At 70.8% G+C, this 24,515-nt stretch carries 20 protein-coding genes and 1 pseudogene; 6 read left to right on the plus strand and 15 right to left on the minus strand.

Annotated features, from left to right (window positions below):
* Positions 1-84: 84 nt before the first annotated feature.
* Entirely contained in the window at positions 85-1,023 is a 939-nt protein-coding gene (locus tag ABZV34_RS02690; RefSeq protein WP_356270783.1) for a restriction endonuclease, read from the plus strand.
* A gap of 157 nt (positions 1,024-1,180) precedes the next feature.
* Here ABZV34_RS02690 and ABZV34_RS02695 read toward each other — a convergent pair whose 3' ends face one another.
* Positions 1,181-1,453 carry a VOC family protein gene (locus ABZV34_RS02695; protein ID WP_356270785.1) on the minus strand — a complete coding sequence of 91 codons (273 nt, stop codon included), beginning with the start codon at positions 1,451-1,453 and terminating at the stop codon, positions 1,181-1,183.
* A 1,173-nt stretch (positions 1,454-2,626) separates the two neighbouring features.
* On the opposite strand from ABZV34_RS02695, the pseudogene ABZV34_RS02700 reads away from it, so the two are divergent.
* Positions 2,627-2,749, plus strand: a pseudogene (locus tag ABZV34_RS02700) (GntR family transcriptional regulator); the annotation flags it as partial.
* Positions 2,750-2,804: 55 nt separating this feature from the next.
* Here ABZV34_RS02700 and ABZV34_RS02705 read toward each other — a convergent pair.
* From ABZV34_RS02705 to ABZV34_RS02715, 3 genes are all read right to left on the minus strand, one after another.
* Positions 2,805-3,083 carry a hypothetical protein gene (locus ABZV34_RS02705; protein ID WP_356270787.1) on the minus strand — a complete coding sequence of 93 codons (279 nt, stop codon included), beginning with the start codon at positions 3,081-3,083 and terminating at the stop codon, positions 2,805-2,807.
* A 459-nt stretch (positions 3,084-3,542) separates the two neighbouring features.
* Positions 3,543-3,842, minus strand: a complete 300-nt coding sequence (locus tag ABZV34_RS02710; protein WP_356271229.1) for a DUF1876 domain-containing protein — start codon at positions 3,840-3,842, stop codon at positions 3,543-3,545.
* Positions 3,843-4,108: 266 nt separating this feature from the next.
* Positions 4,109-4,618 carry a hypothetical protein gene (locus tag ABZV34_RS02715; RefSeq protein ID WP_356271230.1) on the minus strand — a complete coding sequence of 170 codons (510 nt, stop codon included), beginning with the start codon at positions 4,616-4,618 and terminating at the stop codon, positions 4,109-4,111.
* A 582-nt stretch (positions 4,619-5,200) separates the two neighbouring features.
* On the opposite strand from ABZV34_RS02715, the gene ettA reads away from it, so the two are divergent.
* The 3 genes from ettA to ABZV34_RS02730 are packed head-to-tail and all read left to right on the plus strand — an operon-like array spanning position 5,201 to position 7,964.
* Positions 5,201-6,865, plus strand: coding sequence for an energy-dependent translational throttle protein EttA (gene ettA, locus ABZV34_RS02720; protein ID WP_356270788.1), 1,665 nt, complete (start codon positions 5,201-5,203; stop codon positions 6,863-6,865).
* Between the two features lie 2 nt (positions 6,866-6,867).
* The gene (locus tag ABZV34_RS02725) at positions 6,868-7,278 is read left to right on the plus strand and encodes a thioesterase family protein (protein WP_356270790.1); all 411 of its coding nucleotides are present in this window, start codon (positions 6,868-6,870) and stop codon (positions 7,276-7,278) included.
* Positions 7,275-7,964: a hypothetical protein gene (locus tag ABZV34_RS02730; RefSeq protein WP_356270792.1), complete on the plus strand. Its 690-nt coding sequence runs from the start codon at positions 7,275-7,277 to the stop codon at positions 7,962-7,964. Before ABZV34_RS02725 ends, ABZV34_RS02730 begins: the two co-directional genes overlap by 4 nt.
* A gap of 66 nt (positions 7,965-8,030) precedes the next feature.
* Here the strand turns inward: ABZV34_RS02730 and ABZV34_RS02735 are convergent, their stop codons facing one another.
* Complete coding sequence (locus ABZV34_RS02735; protein WP_356270794.1) at positions 8,031-8,444, minus strand: globin; 414 nt, start codon at positions 8,442-8,444, stop codon at positions 8,031-8,033.
* A gap of 155 nt (positions 8,445-8,599) precedes the next feature.
* On the opposite strand from ABZV34_RS02735, the gene ABZV34_RS02740 reads away from it, so the two are divergent.
* On the plus strand, positions 8,600-9,583 hold the full coding sequence (locus ABZV34_RS02740; RefSeq protein WP_356270796.1) for a methyltransferase domain-containing protein: 984 nt from the start codon (positions 8,600-8,602) through the stop codon (positions 9,581-9,583).
* A gap of 183 nt (positions 9,584-9,766) precedes the next feature.
* Here the strand turns inward: ABZV34_RS02740 and ABZV34_RS02745 are convergent, their stop codons facing one another.
* The 10 genes from ABZV34_RS02745 to ABZV34_RS02790 all read right to left on the minus strand — a co-directional run bounded on the left by ABZV34_RS02745 (position 9,767) and on the right by ABZV34_RS02790 (position 24,513).
* A complete protein-coding gene (locus tag ABZV34_RS02745) occupies positions 9,767-11,047 on the minus strand; it encodes an FHA domain-containing protein (protein WP_356270798.1) in 1,281 nt (426 codons plus the stop codon).
* A gap of 73 nt (positions 11,048-11,120) precedes the next feature.
* Positions 11,121-12,467 (minus strand): VWA domain-containing protein, encoded by a 1,347-nt coding sequence (locus ABZV34_RS02750; RefSeq protein ID WP_356270800.1) that lies wholly within the window; start codon positions 12,465-12,467, stop codon positions 11,121-11,123.
* 153 nt (positions 12,468-12,620) lie between these two features.
* Complete coding sequence (locus ABZV34_RS02755; protein ID WP_356270802.1) at positions 12,621-14,075, minus strand: PP2C family serine/threonine-protein phosphatase; 1,455 nt, start codon at positions 14,073-14,075, stop codon at positions 12,621-12,623.
* Positions 14,076-16,655, minus strand: coding sequence for a tetratricopeptide repeat protein (locus tag ABZV34_RS02760; protein WP_356270804.1), 2,580 nt, complete (start codon positions 16,653-16,655; stop codon positions 14,076-14,078).
* Between the two features lie 19 nt (positions 16,656-16,674).
* Positions 16,675-18,000, minus strand: coding sequence for a hypothetical protein (locus tag ABZV34_RS02765; RefSeq protein WP_356270806.1), 1,326 nt, complete (start codon positions 17,998-18,000; stop codon positions 16,675-16,677).
* 114 nt (positions 18,001-18,114) lie between these two features.
* Positions 18,115-19,131 carry a glutamate ABC transporter substrate-binding protein gene (locus tag ABZV34_RS02770; protein ID WP_356270808.1) on the minus strand — a complete coding sequence of 339 codons (1,017 nt, stop codon included), beginning with the start codon at positions 19,129-19,131 and terminating at the stop codon, positions 18,115-18,117.
* A 14-nt stretch (positions 19,132-19,145) separates the two neighbouring features.
* Positions 19,146-20,600 (minus strand): hypothetical protein, encoded by a 1,455-nt coding sequence (locus tag ABZV34_RS02775; protein ID WP_356270810.1) that lies wholly within the window; start codon positions 20,598-20,600, stop codon positions 19,146-19,148.
* 738 nt (positions 20,601-21,338) lie between these two features.
* Positions 21,339-22,352 (minus strand): BadF/BadG/BcrA/BcrD ATPase family protein, encoded by a 1,014-nt coding sequence (locus tag ABZV34_RS02780; RefSeq protein WP_356270812.1) that lies wholly within the window; start codon positions 22,350-22,352, stop codon positions 21,339-21,341.
* Positions 22,349-23,614: a 6-phospho-beta-glucosidase gene (locus tag ABZV34_RS02785; protein WP_356270814.1), complete on the minus strand. Its 1,266-nt coding sequence runs from the start codon at positions 23,612-23,614 to the stop codon at positions 22,349-22,351. Before ABZV34_RS02785 ends, ABZV34_RS02780 begins: the two co-directional genes overlap by 4 nt.
* A 2-nt stretch (positions 23,615-23,616) precedes the next feature.
* Positions 23,617-24,513: a carbohydrate ABC transporter permease gene (locus ABZV34_RS02790; RefSeq protein ID WP_356271231.1), complete on the minus strand. Its 897-nt coding sequence runs from the start codon at positions 24,511-24,513 to the stop codon at positions 23,617-23,619.
* Positions 24,514-24,515 lie beyond the last annotated feature (2 nt).

Below are 24,515 nucleotides of genomic sequence, written 5' to 3' on the forward strand. Positions count from 1 at the left end.
TTTCGTGATGGTCTGCCGACTCCGTCGGCAGACCATCACGAAAGATCGAGGCCAGGGGCTGTTCTGGATGCGTCGGAGTATCCATTGGGCTTCCCGCACGAGCATCGGATCGCCTTCCGTCCTGCCACCGGTGACGTACTCGTTGAAATCCACTTGCCGCCTGAGGCGATCGTTCCTGCCGCGCGGGGTTACCGGTATGTGAAGAACCGAGACGAGACAACCGTGCTGCCTCGTCCAGAGAAGGAGCGCAAGGAGATCTACGCCTCCGTCCTGGCACAAGTGGTAGTGAGGACAGTCCACGAGGTCCTGATGAGCGATCCAGACCGGATCGTCAATGGCGTGATCCTGATCGGCCATGTGAGAACCATCGACCGGGCCACCGGCCAGGAGGTCTCACCCTGTCTAGTGACGCTCAGCGCCAGCAGGGAGCAGTTCGGGAAGCTTCGTCTCAGTCAGGTTGATCCAGCGCAGTGCCTCGGAGGGCTCAACGCGCTGGTGTCTCCCAACCCCTACGATCTCGAACCGATGCGTCCCATCGTCGAGTTCGACCTGTCGAAGTACCGGCTTATGGACAGCATGGATGTAGTCGCAGGCCTGGACAGCAGGCCCGTGCTGGTGAAGCTGACGCCCACTGAGTTCGAGCACCTGATTCGCCAACTGTTTGAGGCCATCGGCATGGAGGCCTGGAATGCCCAGGCGTCCAAAGACGAGGGCGTTGACGCGGTAGCCGTCAGCAAAGACCCCGTCTTCAACGGAGAGTGCATCATTCAGGCGAAGCGCTACAGCAAGCTCGTGGGAGTTGAGTCCGTCCAGGCGCTCGCTGGAGTGGTCGAGCACAAGCGTGCTGCCAAGGGGGTCCTGATCACCACATCGTGGTTCGGCAGGGCCAGCCACGACTTTGCCCGCCAACACGGTCGGCTCCAGCTCATCGAAGGGCCGGAACTCAAGTACCTGATCAAGGAACACCTCGGCAAGGGTGTGATCCCGGGCCCAGTCCCCCCGAAGAGACGTCCCTCGCGCTGAGGTCGGCGGCCCGCCCACTCACACCGAGGAGCTGGGCCGTCCCTGGGCCGTCCGAGGTTGCTCAACAGCAGCCAAGGACGACCAACGACGACCACCAGGCGCCGGAGCCCACCGCTCCTGAGCAGCGAAAGCGCAGGTCACCGATATCTGGAGAACGTCATGCTTCGTGATCGGGATCGAGCACCACCATAAACCTGTTGCCTTCCGGATCCGTCATCAGGGCGTGCATGCAATCGTGAGATTCTACAAGAGAGGCTCCCTTGGTGATCAGCGTCTGAACCTGTTCGGCGATCGTTCCGACAAGGACGGTGACGACCGGTAGCACAGCCGGAGATTCCGCTTCGCCAACGCTGTACCCGCCCCAACCCGGGATGCCGCCCCAGAACCTGATCATTTTCTCTGGGTCTACTGCTTCAAAATGAACGTGCATGCTGCTGTCTCACTTTCATCTGTGCGACCGAAGCCGAAAACGGCCTACCGAATCAATCCGGCAGGCCGTTACGGGCGAACGGACTTCAGCAGTCGATCACGGTGTTGTGCGTGTCTGCGATTCCGGGTTCGCTGAATCGTCCGTGGTACTCGACCTGCAAGGTCACCTGAGTGTTGTACGTCTCCCTTTCTCCATCATGCACGCACGTGAGCCCTGGAGTGGTGTAGCGCCCACTGCACCTCGCCCACCCGCTGTCCTTGTGCTTCACCGCGCGCCAGTACCCGTCGCGCGCGTACTCCTGAAGATCGACCTGGACCCGGCACTGGTCGGGTGCAGGAGTTGAGCAACCCGTGTAATGGCCCTGGGCATACAGCGGGCCTCCATGGGTGACCTGGAACGGTTTCTCACCTTGGAACGTGCACCACACGGGAAAGGCAGCAGTCCTCGCGACGGCCCTTCCCGTGCTGCCGCTCGGAGCAGCCGACGCCGCGGCAACCGGCACCAGCAGGGCCCCCGCCGCTAAAAGCGGGACGATAAAACGCGCCTTCACTTTTCCCCCTGAGAAGAATCGAATGCATGTCGCACCATCGACCACCCTCATAGGTTCACAGACGCCACACAAGACCCGCGGCTCGAACTTCCCGCTGTTTGTCCGGTTCCCAGTCGTGGAATTGACCGTTCCCTTCCATCCGCTGGCAGCGGGTCGGTAGAAAACGACGAAGCCCCCGCCGGCCCAGAGGCTGACAGGGGCTGCCTGTGCGGTTTAGTGATCACAGATGCACGTGCGGATCACCTCGTTCAGCTCCTACGCCTGCTCGGGCGTCGACTTATTCCGGCCGTTGGTGAGCGTCTCGACCGTCCGCTCCACGGCGTCCGGACGGTTCAGTACCGCGCACCGCCTGCGCCCCCGCTCGACCAATGATCAGCGGGGCGAAGCAGCCACCGAATTGGCAACAGCGTGAGGAAAGCAGCCGGGGCCCAGTTGCCGCCCGACGATATATGCCCGCCTGCGCGCCGGTGGCGGAGAACGGCGGACCTCGAAGTCAACCGCTGACAACAGCGGCTTGCGACGCGCACGCCGGGAGACGTCATGGGCTGACGCGGCGGCCGCGCATCGGGTCCGGGTGCTCTCGAAGCCGGTGTGGGCCGATGTGGACACCGTCCGCGCCGTGAGTCGTCTCGCACATCGGGTGGACGTACTACAGCGGCCAGAGGCGGCCCGTGGAGACGGTGGACATCGTGGTGCCCGCTGCTTACCGCGAGATCGAGATCGTTTACGAGATCCCGGTCAACCGATGGTCGGGGTGTGCAGGACGGCAGTTGAACCGGCGCCGACCAGTCAGCCGCGCCCTCAACTCTCCTCGTCCTCGACCATGCCGATGTCGTAGGGGAACGACTTCAGGAAGTCACGCGCCTCAGGGTCTTGTTCTGCTGCGGCCATATCCGCGATCACCTGCAAGAGCCGCGTGCGTTGGTCCGAGGGCAGTTGGAGCAGCACCCAGCCAATGGTCTCCATCATCTTCACCGCGGAGTCGGGATTCACTTCCTCGTCGTCGCAACTGTCCAGCCACCACACGACGTCGACGAGAAGTCGGGTCAGCGTCGGCACGAGCGGATCTTTGTCAGTCATGCGGGCAACGTAGCCAAGCCCTACGACAGCGCCTCGCGGGTCCGTGAGTGCCTGACGACGCCGCTGTGACACAGCCGTCGTTCCACTACGGTGCGCCGCACGACCAGCGACGCCCCGGCCCGCCTTGATCGCGGCCGGCCGTCGCGATGTCGGTCAGGGCGCGGTGGGGACGAGCGTGATCTCGCCTGGGTGGGTGAGAACCGTCTCCGTGATGATCTTCTTGGGCATACGGTTCCCCTCCGGGGCGAGGCGCCGACGGACGCCGGCCGTCGCGATCCGGCGTCCTGTCCATACTCCGAGCCCGTACCCGGACCGGCGCCGCACGTACTCGGTCGCGACGCCTCGGCCCGGACGCCCCGCCCGGCCGAGTCCACGTCACCCGGTCAGGTCACGGACGTCATGGACGAGACCTGCCCGGGTGAGCCCCGGTTCTGCCGGACCGTCGCTCCAGTCGCGTCGTCACCGCAGCGGATGCGAGGTTCTGCCCGACACCTGGTCGATCTCGTCGTGCGCCTTGGTCAGCAGCTTCATCGCCAGTTCGTTGAGCGCCCGCGCTCCCGCGACCTCCTCGCCGACCCTCGGCTGATTCGAGTCGCTGGGGTGGCGGCTGGCGTACCCGTGCGCGCGCACCTCGTTGCCGTCGGCGAGCCGTAGGAGGGCGGCGGCGCGCGTGCGGTGCTCGTCCTCCTCGAACTCCATCTCGACGTGCCAGCCGACGGCGGTCCGTGCCTGCGGTCGAGTCGGCTTCATGTCTGTCATCTGCGTCATCGTGCTCACCTCCGGGGCCGACCCCAGCCCCTGCTACCCCATCCCTCCTTCCAGAGTGTGCTTCTTCGCCCGGCTCCGCACGGGGTGGGCGGGATACGGACACTCGGTCTTCGCCCGCGTACGGAGAGTTCCGCGCCGCGGCCATCGGAAGCCCGGCAGCCAGAAGCCCACCGTCTCCGGCCATCGCAAGCCCCACTGTCTCCGGAGACCGGAAGTCCACCGCGGGAAACGGAAGTCCACCGCGGGACGCGAGGCGGTCAGTGGAGCGCGACCTTGGCGGCCACGATGATCAACCCGAGGACGAGGTTGACGGCGGCGACGGACGCCACCGCGCCGCGTGAGGCGCCGGCCCGGATGACCATGGCCGTGGCCCAGCCGACCTGCTGGGTCACGGCGACTCCCAGCGCGAGCCATCCCGCCCCCTCGACCCCGAGCCCCAGGAGTGGACTGATCGCCACGGCGACGGCGGGCAGGAACGCCGCCTGGACGATCGGCCACTCGCGAGCGCACACCTGGCGGATCTCCCGCCAGGTCACCGACTGATGCCGCAATCGGTTGCCGACGAACCGGACGTAGGCGTGCGCGCCCCAGAACACCACACCGGTGCAGAGCAGGAGGGCCACGAGCTCGACGCGCGGATGCGGGCCGAGCGCACCGGCCCCGGCCACCACCGAAGCGGCCAGGAGCGACCCGTAGATCGCGCCCGTGTAGTCGGTCCGGGTCGTGTCGGGCGGGGGACCGGAGTCCGGTCCCGAGTCCGGCCTCAGGTCCCGCCCCAGGTCCCGTCCCAGGTCCGATCCAGGGTCCCGTCCGGGGTCCGGACCGTGTGCGGAGGTGCGGTGTGCCACCTTTCCAGGATCACGTGCCACCGGACCAGGATCGCAAGAGAGGCCGGCCGCTGCCATTCCGCGCCGCCGCTCGCTCGGGCCCGGGACCCGAGCGAGCGGCGGCGAACGTGAAGTGGGTTTCAACCTTTGGGGCGCGGCAGCGCTCTGAAGAGGGGTGACGGGACAGGGCTTCTCGAGGGGGTCCGGAAAGGAGAGCAGATGCCGGACAACGGCCGAGGCTCCGAGGCGTCGCGGGGTTCCCAGACGCCCGAGAGCTTCGAGGCTGGACGAGTGGGACCGGCCCGAATGATCACCCTGGCCCGTCCCTGGCCCGTCCCTGGGCCGGCGAGGTCGCTCGACAGTGACCGGCGGCGACGACCCGTGACAGGTCAGCTACCAGGGCAGCCGGTGAACGAGCAGGTCACAGCCCCCTGACCGAACGAGTTTCCTTCGAGGGGTGGCCGTCAGGCAAGATGGGGTGTATCTGCCCACTGCCGATTTCAAGCGTCCGGACGGTTTCTCTTGGCTGAGTTCATTTACACCATGCGCAAGACGCGCAAGGCGCACGGCGACAAGGTGATCCTCGACGACGTCACCTTGAGCTTCCTCCCGGGTGCGAAGATCGGTGTGGTCGGTCCGAACGGTGCCGGTAAGTCCACTGTTCTCAAGATCATGGCGGGCCTCGAGCAGCCCTCCAACGGTGACGCGTTCCTGTCGCCCGGCTTCAGCGTCGGCATCCTCATGCAGGAGCCGGAGCTGGACGAGTCGAAGACGGTGCTGGAGAACGTCCAGGACGGTGCCGCCGAGCTGATGGGCAAGCTCAGCCGCTTCAACGAGGTCGCCGAGCTGATGGCGACCGACTATTCGGACGCGCTCATGGAGGAGATGGGGAAGCTCCAGGACGACCTGGACCACTCCAACGCCTGGGACCTCGACGCGCAGCTCGAGCAGGCCATGGACGCGCTGGGCTGCCCGCCCGGCGACTGGGCGGTCACCAACCTCTCCGGTGGCGAGAAGCGCCGCGTGGCGCTCTGCAAGCTGCTGATCGAGGCCCCGGACCTGCTCCTCCTCGACGAGCCCACCAACCATCTCGACGCCGAGTCGGTGAACTGGCTGGAGCAGCACCTCACGAAGTACGCGGGCGCCGTCGTCGCCGTCACTCACGACCGGTACTTCCTGAACAACGTCGCCGAGTGGATCCTCGAACTGGACCGCGGCCGCGCGATCCCCTACGAGGGCAACTACTCCACGTACCTCGAGAAGAAGGCCAGCCGCCTCAAGGTCGAGGGCCGCAAGGACGAGAAGCGCGCCAAGCGGCTCAAGGAAGAGCTGGAGTGGGTCCGGTCCAACGCCAAGGGCCGCCAGACCAAGTCCAAGGCCCGCCTCGCCCGTTACGAGGAGATGGCGGCCGAGGCCGACAAGATGCGGAAGCTGGACTTCGAGGAGATCCAGATCCCGCCGGGCCCGCGCCTCGGCTCCATCGTCGTCGAGGTCCAGAACCTCTCCAAGGCGTTCGGCGACAAGGTCCTCATCGACGACCTCAGCTTCACGCTGCCGCGCAACGGCATCGTCGGTGTCATCGGCCCGAACGGCGCCGGCAAGACCACGCTGTTCAAGATGATCCAGGGCCTGGAGACGCCGGACTCCGGCGCGATCAAGGTCGGCGACACGGTCAAGATCAGTTACGTCGACCAGAGCCGCGCCAACATCGACCCCAAGAAGACGCTGTGGGCCGTCGTCTCCGATGAGCTCGACTACATCAACGTCGGTCAGGTCGAGATGCCGTCGCGGGCCTACGTGTCCGCCTTCGGCTTCAAGGGCCCGGACCAGCAGAAGCCCGCGGGTGTCCTCTCCGGCGGTGAGCGCAACCGGCTGAACCTGGCGCTGACCCTCAAGGAGGGCGGCAACCTGCTGCTCCTCGACGAGCCCACCAACGACCTCGACGTGGAGACCCTGTCCTCGCTCGAGAACGCGCTGCTGGAGTTCCCCGGTGCGGCCGTGGTCATCTCCCACGACCGCTGGTTCCTGGACCGGGTCGCGACGCACATCCTCGCGTACGAGGGCGAGTCGAGGTGGTACTGGTTCGAGGGCAACTTCGAGTCGTACGAGAAGAACAAGGTCGAGCGGCTCGGCGCCGACGCGGCCCGCCCGCACCGCGCCACCTACAAGAAGCTGACCCGGGGCTGATCTTGCGGCACATCTACCGCTGCCCGCTGCGCTGGGCGGACATGGACGCGTACGGCCACGTGAACAACGTGGTCTTCCTCCGGTACCTGGAGGAAGCCCGTATCGACTTCCTGTTCCGCCCGGAGAAGGACTTCCAGCAGGGATCCGTGGTGGCGCGCCATGAGATCGACTACAAGCGGCAGCTGGTCCACCGGCACACGCCGGTGGACGTCGAGCTGTGGGTGACGCAGATACGAGCGGCGTCGTTCACGATCGCCTACGAGGTCAAGGACCCGGACCGGATCTATGTCACGGCCTCGACGGTGATCGTGCCGTTCGACTTCGCGCAGCAGCGTCCGCGCCGGATCACGGCGCAGGAGCGCGAGTTCCTGGAGGAGTACCGGGACGACGTGGACGAGGCCGTCGCTGCATGACGGCCCTGTACCTCGCCGACGACGGGGAGGCGGCGGATCTCGCCGCCTTCCTCGCCCGGCTGATCCACTACGACCGCGCGGCCGCCGTGCGCCTCCAGGCGTCCGGCACCGCGCTCGCGGTCTTCGGGCGCCCGCCGGCGTTCGAGGTCCTCGCGATCCGTACGGTGCGGCTCGCCAAGCCGTACGAGAACGGGCTCGACGTCACGCTCGACGTGACCGTCTCCGCCGGTGAACTCCTGGAGTCCGTCGAGGAGTCGGCGGCCACGGTCGCCGTTCCCGCGGCCGTCACCGGTCCGCCGTGGGCGGGCGTACTGCCGCCCCGTGGCGGCTGGCGGCAGGAGCCGGGGCTGCCCGCGACGGACGCCGTGCGTGCGTCGGTCGGTGCCGCGGTGGTCGAATTCCGCTCCCGCACCGAGGAGTTGGCGCCCGAGCGGCGTACCCGGGCCGAACTCGACGGCATCGGGCGGGAGATCTGGTCCCGCCCGATCGGTGCCAGCGGCCTACCGGTACGGGCCGCGCACGCGGCGCAGTCGCTGGGATTCCTCCGCGCGGCCGGCCGGAGCGCCCCCGCGGAGACTCCGTTGGGCCTGTACTCGTCGGGAGCGTGGCTCCGGCTCCGCACGCCCTACGGGTCGATCGCCGTCCGCCGGGCGGGACTCGGAGCGCTGGACGTCAGCGTCCGCTGAGCCGGCCGCCCGTACGACCGGGTCCTTGGTCGCCCCCTGGGGTGAGACCGGCGCCGCCCGCCCGTGTCAGCCGGCCGTGTTCACCATCGAAGCCGCCGCGTACGTCAGGTAGTTCCACAGCGTGTGCTCGTGCTCCTCGGAGAGGCCGAGCTCGTCGACGGCCACGCGCATGTGCTTGAGCCAGGCGTCGTGCGCCGCCTGGTCGACGGCGAACGGGGCGTGACGCATCCGCAGCCGGGGGTGGCCGCGGTTCTCGCTGTAGGTCGTCGGGCCGCCCCAGTACTGGATCAGGAACAGCCTGAAGCGTTCCTCGGCCGGGCCGAGGTCCTCCTCGGGATACATGGCCTTCAGCAGCGGGTCCCCGGCGACTCCCTCGTAGAAACGGTGGACGAGGCGTCGGAAGGTCTCCTCGCCGCCGACCTGCTCGTAGAAGGTCTGCTCCTGAAGTGTGCCGCGCCGAATCTCATTCACGCCTCCCATGGTCTCAGACCCGGTGACCGAGGACTCAAGGCTTAGGACCACTCCATGGGCCGACCTACCGGAGCGGTCCGCAGCCGGCGCCGGACAGGTCCGCGGACCCCCGATCGGCCCGGCCGGCACTCGCCTCCCGGCCCTCCCGGCAGCACAGTGGAGGTATGGGCGCGCACGCAGTCGACAAGGATCTGGACGACCTCGCCACCTCGGCGCGGGCCGCGCTGGTGCGCGTGATCGAGGCCAGCGGGGCCTGGGACGCCGACCCGGTCTGGCGGGAGGCCTTCCAGGCGGTCCCGCGCCATCTCTTCGTGCCCTATTACTACGTCGGCGCCGCCGACGGCTTCGAGCGGGTGTGGTGCGAGGACCCCGACCCCGGACAGCGGGAGCGCTGGCTGCGCGGCGCCTACGCGGACACCGCGCTGGCGACCAGGGTCCGGGACGCCGAGCTGATCTCCTCCAGCAGCCAGCCGTCGCTGATGGCGATGATGCTGACCGCGCTGGAGATACGGGACGGGGACGCCGTACTGGAGATCGGCGCCGGGACCGGCTACAACGCGGCGCTGCTCGCCCACCGGCTCGGTGACGGCCTGGTGACCACGGTCGACCTCGACCCGGAGATCACCGAGTCCGCACGGCAGCACCTGGACGCCGTCGGCAGGCATCCCTCCGTCGTCACCGGCGACGGCACCCGCGGGGTTCCCGAGCGAGCGCCGTTCGACCGGATCATCGCGACCTGCACGCTGACCTCGATCCCGCGCCCCTGGCTGGCGCAGTGCCGTCCGGGTGCGCTCGTTCTCACACCGCTGGCCACCGGCCTGATCGTGTTGCGGGTCCGGGACGCCGGGTACGCCGAGGGGCGCTTCCTGCACACGCCCGCCTATTTCGTCCCGCTGCGCGGCGACACCCGGCCCGACGACCCGGAGCCGCAGCACCTGGGCGGGCTGCCGCGCCTGGCCCGCGGCGACGAGCTGTTCCGGTTCCTGCTGTCGCTCACGGCGGGCCGTCTCGATCCCTACGAGGCGTTCACGCTGTGGGAGCGCGAGCGGAGGCCGGTGCGCGAGCGGTACGGGATCACGGTCAGCGGCGCGGACGCGTGGGCGTGGCTCGACGACCCCGAGGGCCCGCACGCCTGGCCGCTGCCGTAGCACCGCGTAGACCGCCGCCACAGGCAGGGGAGAGGCCCGGCAGGCGCCCGCCTCGCAGAGGCGTCGGCAGGTGCGGAGCGGAGGCCCCGCCAGGCGCACCCGGGCGACCCCGTACGGGCACCGGGAACCACGACGCGGTACGCGTACGGGGCAAACCCCCGCACGCGTAGCCGGACGCGCCGCTCAGCCGAGCCTGATGGTGATCGTCGTCCAGGCGCCGACGTGTACCCGGTCGCCGTCCTGGAGGGGAACCGGGACGAAGGGCTGGATGGGCTCCTCGCCGCCGTTGACCGTGGTGCCGTTCGTCGAGTTCTGGTCGACGACCGCCCAGCTGCCGTCCGGCTGCTGGACCAGGACGGCGTGCTGGTGCGAGACCCCCGGGTCCTCCGGGGGCACCGCGAGGTCGACGTCGGGGGTGTCGCCGGTGGAGTGCCTGCGGCGGCCGATCGTCAGCTGGTTGCCGGTGAGCGGGCGCTGCTGCTCCGGGGAGTACGCGGGCAGGTTCAGGCCCGCGGCCTCGGGGCCGGAGCGCTGCATCATCGCCATGAAGTACTCGCGGTCGGGGCCGATCGTCACGGTCCACGACAACGGCTGCCGCTGCTGCTGGTAGCCGACACCGGGGGGCGCCTGGGTCGCGCCCGGCTGCGGGTAGCCGTAGCCGCCGCCCTGACCGGGGCCGGGACCGCCGTGGCGGCCGCCGGGACCGCCCTGGCCACCGGCCGGCGGCGAGATCACCCAGTCGTCGTCACCGCCGCCGAAGGACGGGCCCCCGGCCCCGGGGCCGCCGGGCCCCTGCTGTCCGTGCTGCGGGAACGCGGGCGCGGCCGGCTGCTGCGTGAAGGCCTGCGGGGCGCCGGGACCGCCGGACGTGGGTCCGGGCGGCGGGCCCTGACGCGAGGGGTCGGCACCGAAGCCGCCGTGACCGCCGGGAGGGCCGCCCTGGCGCGACGGATCGCCGCGGAAACCGGAGGGGTCCCCCCCGTATGGCGGAATCGGTTCCGCAGGTCGGTTCATCTGCGAGGGCCGCGAGCTCTGGTAGTCGAACGCGTCGTGACCCGGGCCACCGCCGGGACCGCCGGGCTGTCCCTGACCGCCGGGCTGTCCCGGACCGGGCTGCTGGAACCGCAGCGCCGGATTGGGCAGCCCGGGGGCGGGCGCCTGCGGACGCGGAGCCGCCGGGGTGTACGAGGTCGCCGTGTTCGTGAGGAAGTTCCACCGGCACTCCTCGCAGAACGGCGCACCGCCCTCACGGGGCGTGCGGCACTGCGGGCAGAGCTCCGGCTCGGCACCGGGCATGGCGGAGAGGTGCGGCCGTCCGCCGGGACCGGGCGGCGAACCCGGCGTCGGATAGCCGTATCCGGCCGGCGGTGGTGGGGGCGGAGGCACGGCACCGGCCATGCGGTGACCGCAGACCTCGCACCAGTCGTCGGAACCCGACTGATGTCCGTTCGGGCAGGTCGGCATGTCGGCGCTTCCCCCTCTCCTCTTCCGGCCGTTATGGCCGGATTTCTCCGGCTCCCCACGGGAGCCGGGCTCGCTACTTCTTTACACGAACAGTCTTTGTGGACCGTGTCTCGAGCGTCATTTCGTCGGCCTCTTCGACCTTTGCCTTCAATCTGACAGTACCTGCCGCGGCGTCGACCACGTCCACCACCTTCGCAAGCAGTTTCGCAGTATCGGCGTTGCCGGACACATTCGCGAGCTGAACGGCGCGGCCCAGCTTGGCCGTTGCGCCGTCGACATCTCCCGATTTGCGAAGATCGAGCCCTTGTTGGATGACTTGCGCCAGTTCCGCCTGACCTGTGTAGTGCGCGACCTGTGAGTTGATCCTCGTCGAGGCCACCATGTCGTCGGTCCACACCGCCCGTACGAGACCCTGCGCGCCGAGGTTCTGCACGCTCCCGTCACCCTGCGGGATCACCAGTGAGACCCGGGCGGCCAGCATCTCCTGGCCGACCCCGGCCAGGGGGACCTCGACGCACACGTGGTAGTCGCGGGACTCGTCGCCCCAGGAACCCGTGGGGTAGTCGCCGGCGCGGGGGCCCGCCTCGGTACGACGGCCGGTCAGTTCCGCGACGGTGGGGGCGACTTGCTTGACGAACTTGATCGCCGTACCGACGGGCGTCCACAGCCGCAGCGCGACGTCCGCGACCTCCTTGCCCATCGCCGTCTCCATCATGTGCGTGAAGTCGGCGGACAGGGCGGCGGGGTCGGCGACTATGTCGGCGGTGCCGAGCAGCGCGGAGGCGATCCCCGTGACCTCCTTGACCTCCCAGTCGGTGCCCACTCCACGCGCGTCACAGGTGAACCGTCCGGCGCAGGAGTCCAGCGCGGCCTTCAGATCCTCCGGCGCCTCGTGCTCGTTGCGGCCGTCGGTGAGCAGGATGCCGTGCCGGATCGACACCTCCGCCGAGGACAGCAGCCGGTCGGCGAGGCGCAGCCAGGTGCCGATCGCCGTACCACCGCCCGCGGTCAGCCTGCGCAGCGACTGCTTGGCCTGCTCGCGGGTGGCCGCGTCGGCCACCGCGAGCCGCCCGGAGCCCGGGTAGACCTCCTTGGCGACGTGCGTGCCGCCGATGACCGCGAAGTGCACGCCGTCGCGCAGGGTGTCGATTGCGGCGGCCGTCGCGTCCCGCGCGTTGCGCATCTTGGTCGGCGGGTAGTCCATCGAGCCCGAGCAGTCGACCATGATCGCCACGGCCGCGTCCGGGCTCTGCCCCGCGGTGTACAGGTGGGGCGCGCCGACCGCGCTCCCCACGGTGCCGCCGCCGGTGGCGCTCACCGTGACGATCGCGTTGACCTCACGGCCGTTCTCGGGCAGGTACTCGTTCTGGTACACGTCGACCGAGAACTGTGGCACGTTCGACTTCGAGAAATTGGCCATGCCTTCTTCGTCCCCCTCAAGGCCTCCGGTGGTTGACGGAGGTGATGACTGTCCGCGGACCGGTCCCCTCCGGTCCGAGGCCGACCCCGCCCGAGTCGTTGACGCCGTCGGTGTCGTCGGCGCCGTTGGTGTCGCTCGCGCGTCTTCGCGGCCTCAGGCCGATCCTGCCCCCTGCGACGGCGCGGGGAACGGTACGACGGCCACTGTTACGTTGTCGTGGCCCCCGCCGTCCAGGGCGTGGCCGACCATCACCTGGGCGCTGTGCAACGGCCGTTCGGCGGCGTCGAGCGGGACGACCTCGGCCATCTCCTCCGCCGCCTCGGCGTAGTTCCACAGTCCGTCGGTGCACACCACGACCACCCCCGGCCGGTCCGGCTTGAAGGACGCGGTGTGCGGTTCCAGTTCGTACGCGTCCGCGCCGAGCCAGCCCGTGATGGCGTGGGCGCGCTCGTCGGCGTACGCCTGTGTCTCGTTCATCAGGCCGGCGGCGACCATCTGCGCGGCCCAGGAGTCGTCCTCGGTGAGCCGGGCCGGGGGCGAACTCCGGTCGACGGGGACCCAGTAGGCGCGGCTGTCACCGACCCAGCCGACGATCAGCAGGGTGGGGGTGACGACGGCGCCGACCAGGGTGCAGGCGGGCGCGTTCTGGTGCGGGGCGTGCTCGTCCTGGGCGGGAGGCGCCTCGGCCAGGGAGTTGACGGCCTCCGCGGCGGCGACGATCGCCTCGTGCATGGCCTGCTGCGGGTGGGTGCCCAGGGGCAGCGCCGCGAGGAGCGCCTCGACGGCCACGCGGGAGGCGGCGAGCGAGGCCTCGTCGGGGCGGGTCGCCGAGGAGACGCCGTCGCAGACGATCGCGACGACGGCGGGGGAGCCGTCGGGCAGCGCGGTCGAGGAGATCGCGAAGGCGTCCTCGTTGCGGTGATGACGCAGACCGCGGTCGCTGACCGCGGCGACCGCGGTCAACTCCTCCTCCATGTGGTCGCGTTCGCGTGGCTGGGCGTGGCCGCAGTTCTCGCAGTAGCCGTCGCTGTCGACGTGGCCCGAACGGCAGGCGACGCACAGTTTGGTGCCCGCGGGGGGCGTGCCGGGGTCCGCGGTCCGCGGATCGGCCAGGGGTCCGGCGGGTGCTTCGGCCGGGGCGCCGGCCGGGGGAGCCAGCGGGTACTCGTCGGGCTCCGGGGGCCGGTCGAAGCGCACACCGGCAGGCTGAGTACCCGGCGACTGGGCACCGGCCGGTTGCGCGCCGGCCGGCGGGATGCCCGGCGCCGGGGGCCGCGGGCCCGCGGATCCGGGCCGGCCGTGCCCGTGCCCGTGTTCGTGCGGGAGCTCCGAGCCGCCCGAGTCGGTTCCCTGGATGTCGGCGGCCCGGTGCACGGGCGTGCCGGAGCTCGTCGGCTCGGGCGCGACGGGCCAGTCCACGGAGGCGGCGGCCGAAGGCGGACGCGGCGGCGTGCCGTTCATGGTGATCGTGGGGTGGTCCTCGGGCGGTGCGGGCACCGCGGACAGGTCGAACCCGCACGCACCGCAGAAGCGGTCGCCCGCCTCCAGGGGCTCCTCACAACTGGGGCACCGCGAAAGGGCCGTCGGCTGGGGCATCTGGGACATCAATCACACCCACGTCCGGGGGCGGTAACGGTTGGCACGTTCCACCAGGTCGATCCTCTCCTCGCCGCCCCGCGCGAGCCGGGCAAGCGTGCGGTACGAGCGCTCCAGACCGAAGCGGAGACCGCGCTCGTCCAGCTCACTGCCGAGCAGCACCCGTCCGCCGCCGGAGTGCGGGGCGGAACCCTGGCTACCGGAGAGTACCCAGTCCAGGGCGCAGCCGAGGACTTCCGTCGACAACTGCTCGCGTCGCACGGCGTCCAGGCCGTATCCGTCCAGCGCCTCGACCTGGCCCGCGGCGGCGGTCAGATCGTCCAGGAACGGCGCCGCCGCGGCCTCCGCGGCGAGCCGCTGCCGCAGCCGCGCCCGTACGGCCGCGACCCGCGCCGCCGTGTAGTGGATCGACGACTCCGGTACGGACTCCAGCGTGCGTACGGAGCCACGGCGGTCGCCCGCCGCGAGCTGGACGCGGGCCAGGCCGAACGCCGAGCTGACATGACTGGGGTCCGTCGTCCACACCAGGCGGTAGTACTCGGCGGCGTTGTCCAGCTGCCCCAGCACCTCCGCGCACAGGCCGAGGGCCAGCTTCGGCGCGGGCTCGCCCGGGAAGGCGTCGTAGATCGCGTCGAAGGACAGCGCCGCGATCTCGTGCTCCCCGGTCGCCAGCGCCGCGACGCCCCGGTACCAGACCACCCGCCAGTCGTCCGGATGGTCCGCCTCCAGGGCTTCCAGAGCCCCGGCCGCACCGGTCGGCTCGCCCATCTCCAGCCGGGCCCGCAGTTCACGCAGACGCAGTTCCAGGGAATCCGTGGGTGCCGACTGCAGCGCGGTGATCAGCTCGGTGGGCGCCGACGCCATCAGACCCGCGAGGAAGCCCGCGTTGGGGTCGCCCGGGTCGACGAGGGGGACCGGCAGCGCGAGGGCCGTGGCGGCGGTGTTCAGCGGCTTCACGAGGGACACCGGGGCGGGTGCGGGAGCCGTCGGGTACGCGGGTGTGCCGGTGGCGCCCGGCGCGCCGTCGACGCCGGCCCGCGGTGCCGGCACGCCCTTTCTCCGTCTCACCGGCACCAGCCGCGCGCCCAGCCGCGACACGTCCCCGTCCAGCTTCCCGAACAGCTCCGTGTCCGTGAGCTTGAGCTCCGGACCGAACAGCGTGGAGAGCGCCGGGCGGGCACGCCCCGTCTGGAGGGACACGACCTCCCTGAGCACCCCCGTCAGCTGCTCCGCCATCTCCTGCGCCGAGGCGAACCGGCGGGCCGGGTCGGGATCGGTGGCGCGGACCAGCAGCCGGTAGAACGACTCGTACTGGCGGAAGACCTCGATGGTGTCCGGGTCCGGCAGAGAGTCCACGAAGACGTTCGTGTAGCCCTGGAAGTCGAAGGTGAGGACGGCGAGCGTGCGCGCGACGGTGTACAGGTCGGAGGCGACCGACGGGCCGACCTCGGCCACCTCCGGCGCCTGGTAGCCCACCGTGCCGTAGATGGCCGACTCCTCGTCGTCCATCCTGCGCACCGCGCCCATGTCGATCAGCTTGAGCTGGTCCTCGGTCTGGATCGCGTTGTCGACCTTGAAGTCGCAGTACAGCAGGTTGCGGCTGTGCAGGTGCCCGAGCGCCTCCAGGGCCTCGATCCCGTACGCGCAGGCCTGCTCCACCGGCAGCGGATCACGCTTGCCGTCCGGCGTCCGGCGTCCGTTGGCGATCTCCTTGAGGGACTTGCCGCCGACGTACTCCATCACGATGTACCCGTCCAGCGACCCGGTCCGCTGGTCCAGGTGCTCGACGAAGTTGTAGATCCGCACGATGTTGGCGTGCTCGATCTCCGCGAGGAAGCGCCGCTCGGAGATCGCCGCCTCCATCGCGTCCTGGTCGCCCGTGTCCAGCAGGCCCTTGAGGACCACCCACCGGTCGGAGACCGCGCGGTCGACGGCGAGGTAGACCCAGCCGAGGCCGCCGTGCGCGAGACAGCCCGCCACCTCGTACTGGCCGTGCACGATGTCGGCCGCCTGCAGCTTCGGCATGAACGAGTACGGGTGACCGCACTTGGTGCAGAACCCCTCGGTGCGGCCGGTCCGCTCGCCCCGCGAACGCCCCACCGGCGCGCCGCAGTCGGAGCGCGAGCAGAACCGCTTGCGCTCGGGCACCTCCGGGTTCTCCAGGACCATCGCGCGCGGGTCCGGCCGCGGAACGTCCGGGACCTGCACCAGACCGGCGCCGAGCCGGCCGCGTCCGCTGGTACCGGTCGACGAACCGGAGCTGCGCACCGACACCGAACGGCCGGTCGACGTGCCCGGCACCGAGCGCGACAGGCGGCCGGAGACCGAGCGCCGGGACTGCGAGGAGCGCGACGACGTACGGGAGCTGGCGGGCGAACCGGAGCGGGAGCTGCGGCTGCCGGACCCGCGCGAGCCCCGCCCGCCGGCCGTGATCCCGGTCGGGGGCGAGCCCACCATGCCGGACGCCGGGACGACCGGTGCGAGACCGCACGTGTCGCAGTACAGCTCGCCGTCGCCCATGTCCTCGTACGACCCCGGGCAACCGGGTCGCTGGCACGTGCGCCGCTCCTCGCCCTCAGGCTGTTCACTCATCCCGCATCACCTTCAACGCTCACGCCTGGGGCCCTCTCCGGTCGGCGGGCCCGCCCTGCTCCGGCACCCGCGGGCTCAACAGATCGGCCACCGCGTGCTGATAGCGCAGCACCGCGTCCTCCGCGACCCGCAGATCGCAGGGCGCGCTCCACAGCATGCGCCGCGCCGCGTCGTAGCGCTCGATGAGGAACGGATCCTCCGCGAGGCCGTGCCGTGCCACCTTCGCCTTGTACGCGTCGAGGCGGCCGCGCAGTTCCGCGCGGATCGCCAGCGGCGCGGTGACCGCCGTCAACGACTCGCGGGCCCGCAGCAGTTCGTCCTCGGCCTTCTCCTCCAGGGCCTCCAGGAGCGGCGAGAGACGGTGCCACTGGGCGTGTCTGCGGTACTCCGCGGCCGTCGCCAACTGCTCCTGCAGCGCCGTCGGCGGCCCGCTGACGGCGGGCACCTCGGACGCGGCGATCTTCGCCAGCACCTCGCCGCGGGCGCTGCGCGCCTCCGCGAGCGTGCGGTCGGCACGGCTGAGCAGGTCGCGCAGCCGCACCAGCCGGGCCTCCGCGTCCTGCCGGACGGTGAGCACCGCGTCGATCTCCCGGCGCACGTCCTCCAGGGCACGCGCCTCGCGGTCGTACGTCGTCGTGTCCGGCCGGCCGCCGCCGGGCGCCGAACTGCCCTGCGCGGGCACCCAGAAGGCCAGCGGGTCGGAGACGACGCGCTCGCGCAGCGTGGTCAGCGTCCGGGTGATCCGTTCCAGATCGTCGCCCGACGGGTGCTCACCGGGGCGCACGCCCACGGAGTGCGCGAGCTGGCGGGTGCGCTGGAGCTCCGCGGCCAGTAAATCGATCCGGGCGGGCAGCGCGGACCAGACGGCGTCGGCGGTCACGACCATGTCGAGCGACGACGCGTACAGGTCGTTCATCCGCTCGACGAGGGCGGCCAGCGAGAACTGCTCGCTGAGCCGGCCCACCCCGGACAGCGTCGGGGCGTTCGCCGTCGCGGTGGCCGAACCGGCGATCGTGACACTCGCGCCGCGCAGCAGTTCGGTCAGCTCGACCAGGTCCTCACGGCTCGACCAGCGCCGCCGCGAACGGATGTCGCGGGCGGAGCGCAGTGCGTCCGTGTACGCGTCGAAGTACGCCCACAGCAGCGTGATCGACGCGTCCGCGGTCGTCCAGCGCTCCTTGGTCGTGCCCGTGAGCTCGGCGCCTTCGAGGAGTCTGCGGCCCGCGTGGTCCTGCAGGGCGAGGAGCGAGGTCTCGATGGCCTCGTGCTCCGCGCCGAGCCGCGCCAGCGCACGGTCCACCTCGTCCCGGTCCATCACCGGCCCGGGGGGTCCCGTGACGCCCATCGATCACCTCTCGCTCTCGGTCGTGTCCCGCGCGCCCGTCCGGTGCGCCGGGGTAACTCTCCAGTCGTATCAGCTCGGTCGCCCCCGCGGCTTGCCTCGAGGTGTCCGCCGGTGTCACGTCGTGGGTGGCTTCGACGACGGCGAGTCCGCGCCCAGGGTCGGGGACAGCCACTTGTCGTACGAGGCCTGCCAGCCACCGCTCTTGACGTAGTCCACCAGCACCTGGTTGACCCGGCGTACCAGATCCTCCGCGCCCCGCTTCATCGCCACGCCGTAGTACTCGGTGGTGAAGGTGCTGCCCTTCAGCTCGACCGTCGGGTCCTGCGCGGCCTGGCTCGCGGCGAGCGCGCCGTCGGTCACCACGGCGTCGACCTGACCGAGCTGCAGCCGTACCAGGCAGTCGAGTTGGTTCGGCACCGTGGTGGAGATGTCGGCGGAGGAGGCGAGCCTGCCCGCCTTCTGGTCGGCGGCCAGCTTGTCGTGGGCGGTGGACCCCGACGCCGTGCAGATCCGGTGCTTCGCCAGCGACTTGTCGTAGCCCTTGACGTCCGACGCCTTCGGGGCCAGTACCTGCTGGCCGGTCACGAAGTAGGGGGCGGAGAACGCGACGTCCTTCAGCCGGTCGCAGGTGATCGTCATGGTGCGGACCACCATGTCGACCTGGCCGTTCTGGATCGCCGGGACGCGCTGGTTGGTGGGGATGGCGTGAAACCTGACCGCGGCCGGGCTGCCGAGGATCTCCTTGGCGATCTCGTGCGCGAGATCGATGTCGAAGCCCTCCAGGTCACTGCTCTTCTTCGTGCTGTTCGGATCGCGGTAGCCCCAGCGGTAGCTGTTCTGGTCGACGCCGACCGACAGATAGCCGCGCTCCTTGATGGCCGCGATCGTGTCGCCGCTCTCGTCACCGGACGGGGCGGGGCTCTTGTCCTGCGCGGTGCCGTCGGTGCACGAGTCGGCCCTCGCCTGGGTGCCCCGGCCCACGCCCTGGCCGCCGATGCCCGCGCCGTCCTCCCCGCGGGCGCCGCTCAGCGGCAGCAGCAGGGCGAAGACCGTGGTGAGGACCAGGGCGACGGCCATCGCGCCCACGCCGCCCCAGCCCTTCAGACTCGCCCTCAGGCGCCGTGCGGTCATCGCCGATCCCCCCTTCACCGGTACTCCGAAAGCCTGCGGCCGATGCCCAGCAGAGCGCCCGCGGCGGCCAGCACCGCGAGGGCCGCCGCACCGGCCGGCAGACCGGTCATCGCGCCCAGGCCGTCGGCCGCCGCCCGCTTGAACTCGCTCTCCTCGTGCGTCAGCGCCAGCGCCAGGTTGGTGTCGACACCGTCGAAGCACTCGCCCGTCGCGCCCTTGGCGCCTATGACCTTGTCCAGCGCGCCCTGGTAGTTGCCGTCGTCGTCGGCCTTGCGGGCGTCCAGGTGACGGGCCTTCCAGACCTTCATGTTGCCGGTCGCCGCGGTCACAGGCGTCTCGCCCGCCTTGTCGTCGGCGAGGTCCGTCGCCAGGGCCAGGCCCTTGGTGAGCGTCTTCATGTCCTGCTGGAAGTCGTAGTCGTACCGGTCCACGACCTCGGTGGCGGACACCTTCCTGGTCTCCGCGCCGCGGCTGACCAGCGTCAGGTTCTCGTTGCCCCGGGCGTTCAGGGACGCGATCCGGGCGTCGTGCAGCACGTTCAGCGAACGGACGCCGTGGTCGTACGAGGCGTTCAGCTCGGCCCGGGCCACGGTGTGGCCGACCACGAGCCAGAGCAGGACGACCGTCGAGGCGGTGCTGGCGGCGACCATGCCCTGGTTCAGGACCCGGTTCGTGTGCCGGTAGTGGCGGTGCTGGGCCCAGGCGAGTCCCGCCAGCACCAGCACGCCGAGACCGATGGCCGCCCACGGGTACGGTTTGGCGTCCGCGTAGTCGGCGCTCAACCGCGTGTTCTCCCGCTCGTAGAGGTCCTTGGCGGCCGGGAGCATCTCGTCCTGCATCTTCTCGTTCGCGTACCGCAGGTAGGCACCGCCCAGCGGGAAGCCCAGGCGGTTGTTGGCACGGGCCCGCTCGACGAGGCCCTTGTACTCGGGCAGCAGCTGGTTGAGCCTCGTGATGGTGTGCGCGGAGGGGGAGCCGGGGTCGGAGCTGGCCGCGGCGGTGATCAGCCCCTGGGCCGCCGTCCGGATGTCCTTCTCGTACCGGTCGCGGGAGGCCGCCGTCTCCTGGCCGCCCGCCAGGAAGCCGCTGGAGGCCGCGGTGTTGGCGTCCGCGAGGGAACGGTAGATGTCCGCCGCGCCGGCGCTCAGCGGCTGACTCCTGTGCAGCACGTCGTCCGCGGCCGCCGAACGCTCCGTCGTCTGCCAGGCGGTGACCACGCCGAACGCGACGACCAGCAGGGCGAGTACGGCGCCGATGATACGGAGCCTGCCCGGCTCCGTCGTCGCCGCCGTGCGCAGTCGGTCGACGCCCTCGGCCCAGGCCGTGCGGCGTGCGGGCATCGCGTCCGGGCCCGTCACAGGCGGTCTCCCCGGCGGTGCGGGGGAGCCGGACTGCGGCGGGACGGCCGGCGTCGTGGCCCCGGCCGTGGGCCGCGGTGGTGCCGTGCTGCCTTGCGGCGGGTGTGTCACTTGACCTCCCCCATGGTCATCCGTCGGTCACCGTCCCCCGCGCGCGCGGGAGCGCGAGGGGAGGTGCACGGCCGCAAGTATCGCCGCCGGAGCCGACATCCGCACAGGCCTTGACTGGATCTTGTTCGGATTCCGACGGGGCGCTCCGCGGGTTCCCCCTGACCATGAATACGCGTTCGGTATCCGTTCGGTTCCCTTCCCGCTGGTGGCCGTACCCGGGGGCTCCGCCCCGGACCCCGCCAAGGGGCTCCGCCCCGGACCCCGCCAAGGGGCTCTGCCCGGACCCCGCCAAGGGGCTCCGCCCCCTGGACCCCCGCATCGCCCGAAGGGCTCGTCCTCAAACGCCGGACGGGCTGAAGGTGCGAGCCCGCGCTGAAAGGCTGACGCCTGACGCCTCACGTCGAAAGCCGGACAGCAAGGTCGACGGCCGGACAGCAAGGTCGACGGCCGGACTGCAAGGTCGACGGCCGGACTGCAAGGCCGACGCCCGGACTGCAAGGCCGACGCCCGGACTGCAAGGCCGACGCCCGGACCGGAACAATCCAGCGCCGGCCCGCACATCCAGCCCGTCCGGCGTTTGAGGACGAGGCCCTTAAGGCCGAACGGGGGTCCGGGGGCGGAGCCCCCAGGTATGTGCCGAGCGCAGGCCCGCATCCCCCAGCCCGTCCGGCGTTCGAGGACGAGCCCTTGGGGCGATGCGGGGGTCCGGGGGGCGGCAGCCCCCGGGGGCGGGTGACCTCAGGAACCCTCGTAGAACCCCCGTACGCGGGCGTGGGCCTCGCTCGCGGCACCTATGTGATCCAGACCCAGCAGCGCGGCGCCGAGCACGGGGCGGGCCGTGACCACTTGGGGGACGGCCTTGGGGGCCCGCTCGGAGAGCAGTTCGCGGATGCGGCCGTCGAGTTGGGGATGGCGCGCGGCGAGAATGCTGCCGCCGAGCAGGACGGGAGCCTCCTCGTCCATGAGGTCAAGCCGCGCCAGCGCCACCGTCGCCATCGCGACGACCTCGTCGGCGAGCCGGTCGACGAGCGCACGGGCCACCGGATCCCCGTCCACGGCCGTGGCGAACAGCACCGGCGTCAGTTCGTGCCGCCGCGCCTGCCCGATGTGTTCGAGATGCAGCGCCTCGATCAGCGCGTACATGGAGCCGAGTCCGAAGTGGCCGGGCAGCGTGCGGCTCAGCGCGGTCGGACCGCCGCGTCCGTCCTCGGCTCGCGCCGCGTGCCACAGCGCCTCCTCCGCCAGCCCCCAACCGCCGCCCCAGTCACCGGAGATGCGGCCCAGCGCGGGGAAGCGGGCGGTGCGGCCGTCGGGCAGCATGCCGACGCAGTTGATACCGGCGCCGCACACCACCGCGACCCCGCGCGGCTCCGCGATCCCGGCGCGCAGGATCGCGAACGTGTCGTTGCGCACCTCCACGCCGGCGCCCCACGCCCGCGCCCGCAGCGCGTCCGCCAACTGCTCTTCCTCCACGGGAAGATCGGCGTTGGCCAGACACGCCGAGACATGGGCGACCGAGTCGACCCCGGCCTCGGCGAAGGCCCGGCCGACCGCCTCGGCGAGCGCGTCCACGGCCACGTCGACACCGACCGTCGGCGGCCGGAACCCGCCGCCGCGCGCGGCCGCGAGCATCGTGCCGTCGGCCGCGACCACCGCGACGTCGGTCTTGCTGTTCCCCGCGTCGATGGCGAGCACCGGACCCACGGGGCCGGACCCGGAGGCCGTCCCGGCTTCGGATCCCGATGAGGTCATGCCCACGCGAGGTGCTCCCGGTTGTGCGCGATCAGCTGGTCGGTCAGGGCGTCGGCGTACGCGTACTGGCCGACCAGGGGGTGGCTCAGGAGGGCCCGGAAGACCCGGTCGCGGCCACCGCGCAGGGCCGCCTCCAGCGCCAGGTCCTCGTAGGCGGTGACGTTGGCCATCAGCCCGGCGTACAGCGGGTCCACGGTCTGCACCGGCATGGGTGTCGGCCCGTGCGGACCGACCGCCGCCTGCACCTCGATCACGGCGTCGTCCGGCAGGAACGGCAGCGTGCCCTTGTTGTACGTGTTCACCACCTGGTACGGGCTGCCGCCCCCGCCGAGCAGCGCGGCCGCGAGATCGACGGCCGCCTCCGAGTAGTAGGCGCCGCCCCGCTTGGCGAGCAGCGCCGGCTTCTCGTCGAGGGCCGGGTCGGCGTACATCTTCAGCAGTTCCCGTTCCATCTCGGCGACCTCGGCGGCCCGCGACGGCTTGGTGCGCAGCTCTCGTACGACCTCGTCGTGGGCGTAGAAGTAGCGCAGGTAGTAGGACGGGACGACGCCCAGCCGGTCGATGATGTCGCGCGGCAGGCGCAGGTCGTCGGCGAGGGCGTCGCCGTGCTCGGCGAGCAGCTTCGGCAGTACGTTGTCGCCCTCGGGGCCACCCAGGCGTACGCCGGTCTCCCAGGTGAGGTGGTTGAGGCCCACATGGTCCAGATGGACGTCCGCGGGCGCGACGCCGAGCATCGTGGCGAATTTGCGCTGGAAGCCGATCGCCACGTTGCACAGCCCGACGGTCCGGTGTCCGGCCTGGAGCAGGGCGCGGGTGACGATCCCGACGGGGTTGGTGAAGTCGATGATCCAGGCGTTCGGGTTGGCGCGGCGGACGCGCTCGGCGATGTCCAGCACCACCGGCACCGTGCGCAGCGCCTTGGCCAGGCCGCCCGCGCCCGTCGTCTCCTGGCCGACGCAACCGCACTCCAGGGGCCAGGTCTCGTCCTGCTCGCGGGCCGCCTGGCCGCCGACGCGCAGTTGGAGCAGGACGGCGTCGGCGCCCTCGACGCCCGCGTCCACGTCGTCGGTGGTGACGATCCGGCCGGGGTGTCCCTGCTTGGCGAAGATGCGCCGGGCGAGCCCGCCCACCAACTCCAGCCGTTCGGGGGCCGGATCGACGAGGACCAGTTCCTCGACCGGCAGGGTGTCCCGCAACCGGGCGAAGCCGTCGATGAGTTCAGGGGTGTAGGTGGAGCCCCCGCCCACTACTGCCAGTTTCATAGTCAGCCCTTCACTCCGGTGAGCGTGACGCCCTCGACGAACGCCTTCTGCGCGAAGAAGAACACGAGGATCACGGGGGCCATGACCAGTACGGTCGCGGCCATGGTGAGATTCCAGTCGGTGTGGTGCGCGCCCTTGAACGACTCGAGGCCGTAGGACAGGGTCCAGGCGCCGGGGTTCTCGGAGGCGTAGATCTGCGGTCCGAAGTAGTCGTTCCAGGCGTAGAAGAACTGGAACAGGGCCACTGCGGCGATCCCGGGCCGCGCCATCGGCAGGACGATCTTCAGCAGGGTCCGCAGGTCTCCGCAGCCGTCGACCTTCGCCGCGTCGAGGTACTCGTTCGGGATGGTCATCAGGAACTGCCGCAGCAGGAAGATGGAGAAGGCGTCGCCGAACGCCATCGGGATGATCAGCGGCCAGAGGGTCCCGGACAGGTCCAGCTGCTTCGCCCAGAACAGGTACATCGGGATGATGACGACCTGGGGCGGCAGCATCATCATCGAGATGACCAGCATCAGCGACAGGTTCCGGCCGCGGAAGCGGAACTTGGCGAGCGCGTAGGCGACGGGGATCGACGACACGACGGTCAGGACGGTGCCCGCGCCGGCGTACAGCAGGGTGTTCTTCCACCAGGTGAGGAAGCCGGGGGTGTCGAAGACCTTCTTGTAGTTGCCCCACTCCCAGGTGTGCGGGATCAGGTCGCGGCTGAGCGCCTGGGTGTCGCTCATCAGCGAGGTGAGGAACACGAACACGAAGGGGAGGACGAAGAAGAGGGCGGCCGCGACGCCGAGCGCGTGGATCGCGATCCACTCCAGGAGCGTTTTGCGGCGGGCGGTGCGTTCGGCGGGGGAGACGGTCCTCGTCGGCGGCTCCGCCGGCCGGTCGAGCACTCGGGACACCT

The organism is Streptomyces sp. NPDC005195, assembly GCF_040608315.1.
Taxonomy (GTDB): Bacteria; Actinomycetota; Actinomycetes; order Streptomycetales; family Streptomycetaceae; genus Streptomyces; species Streptomyces kaempferi.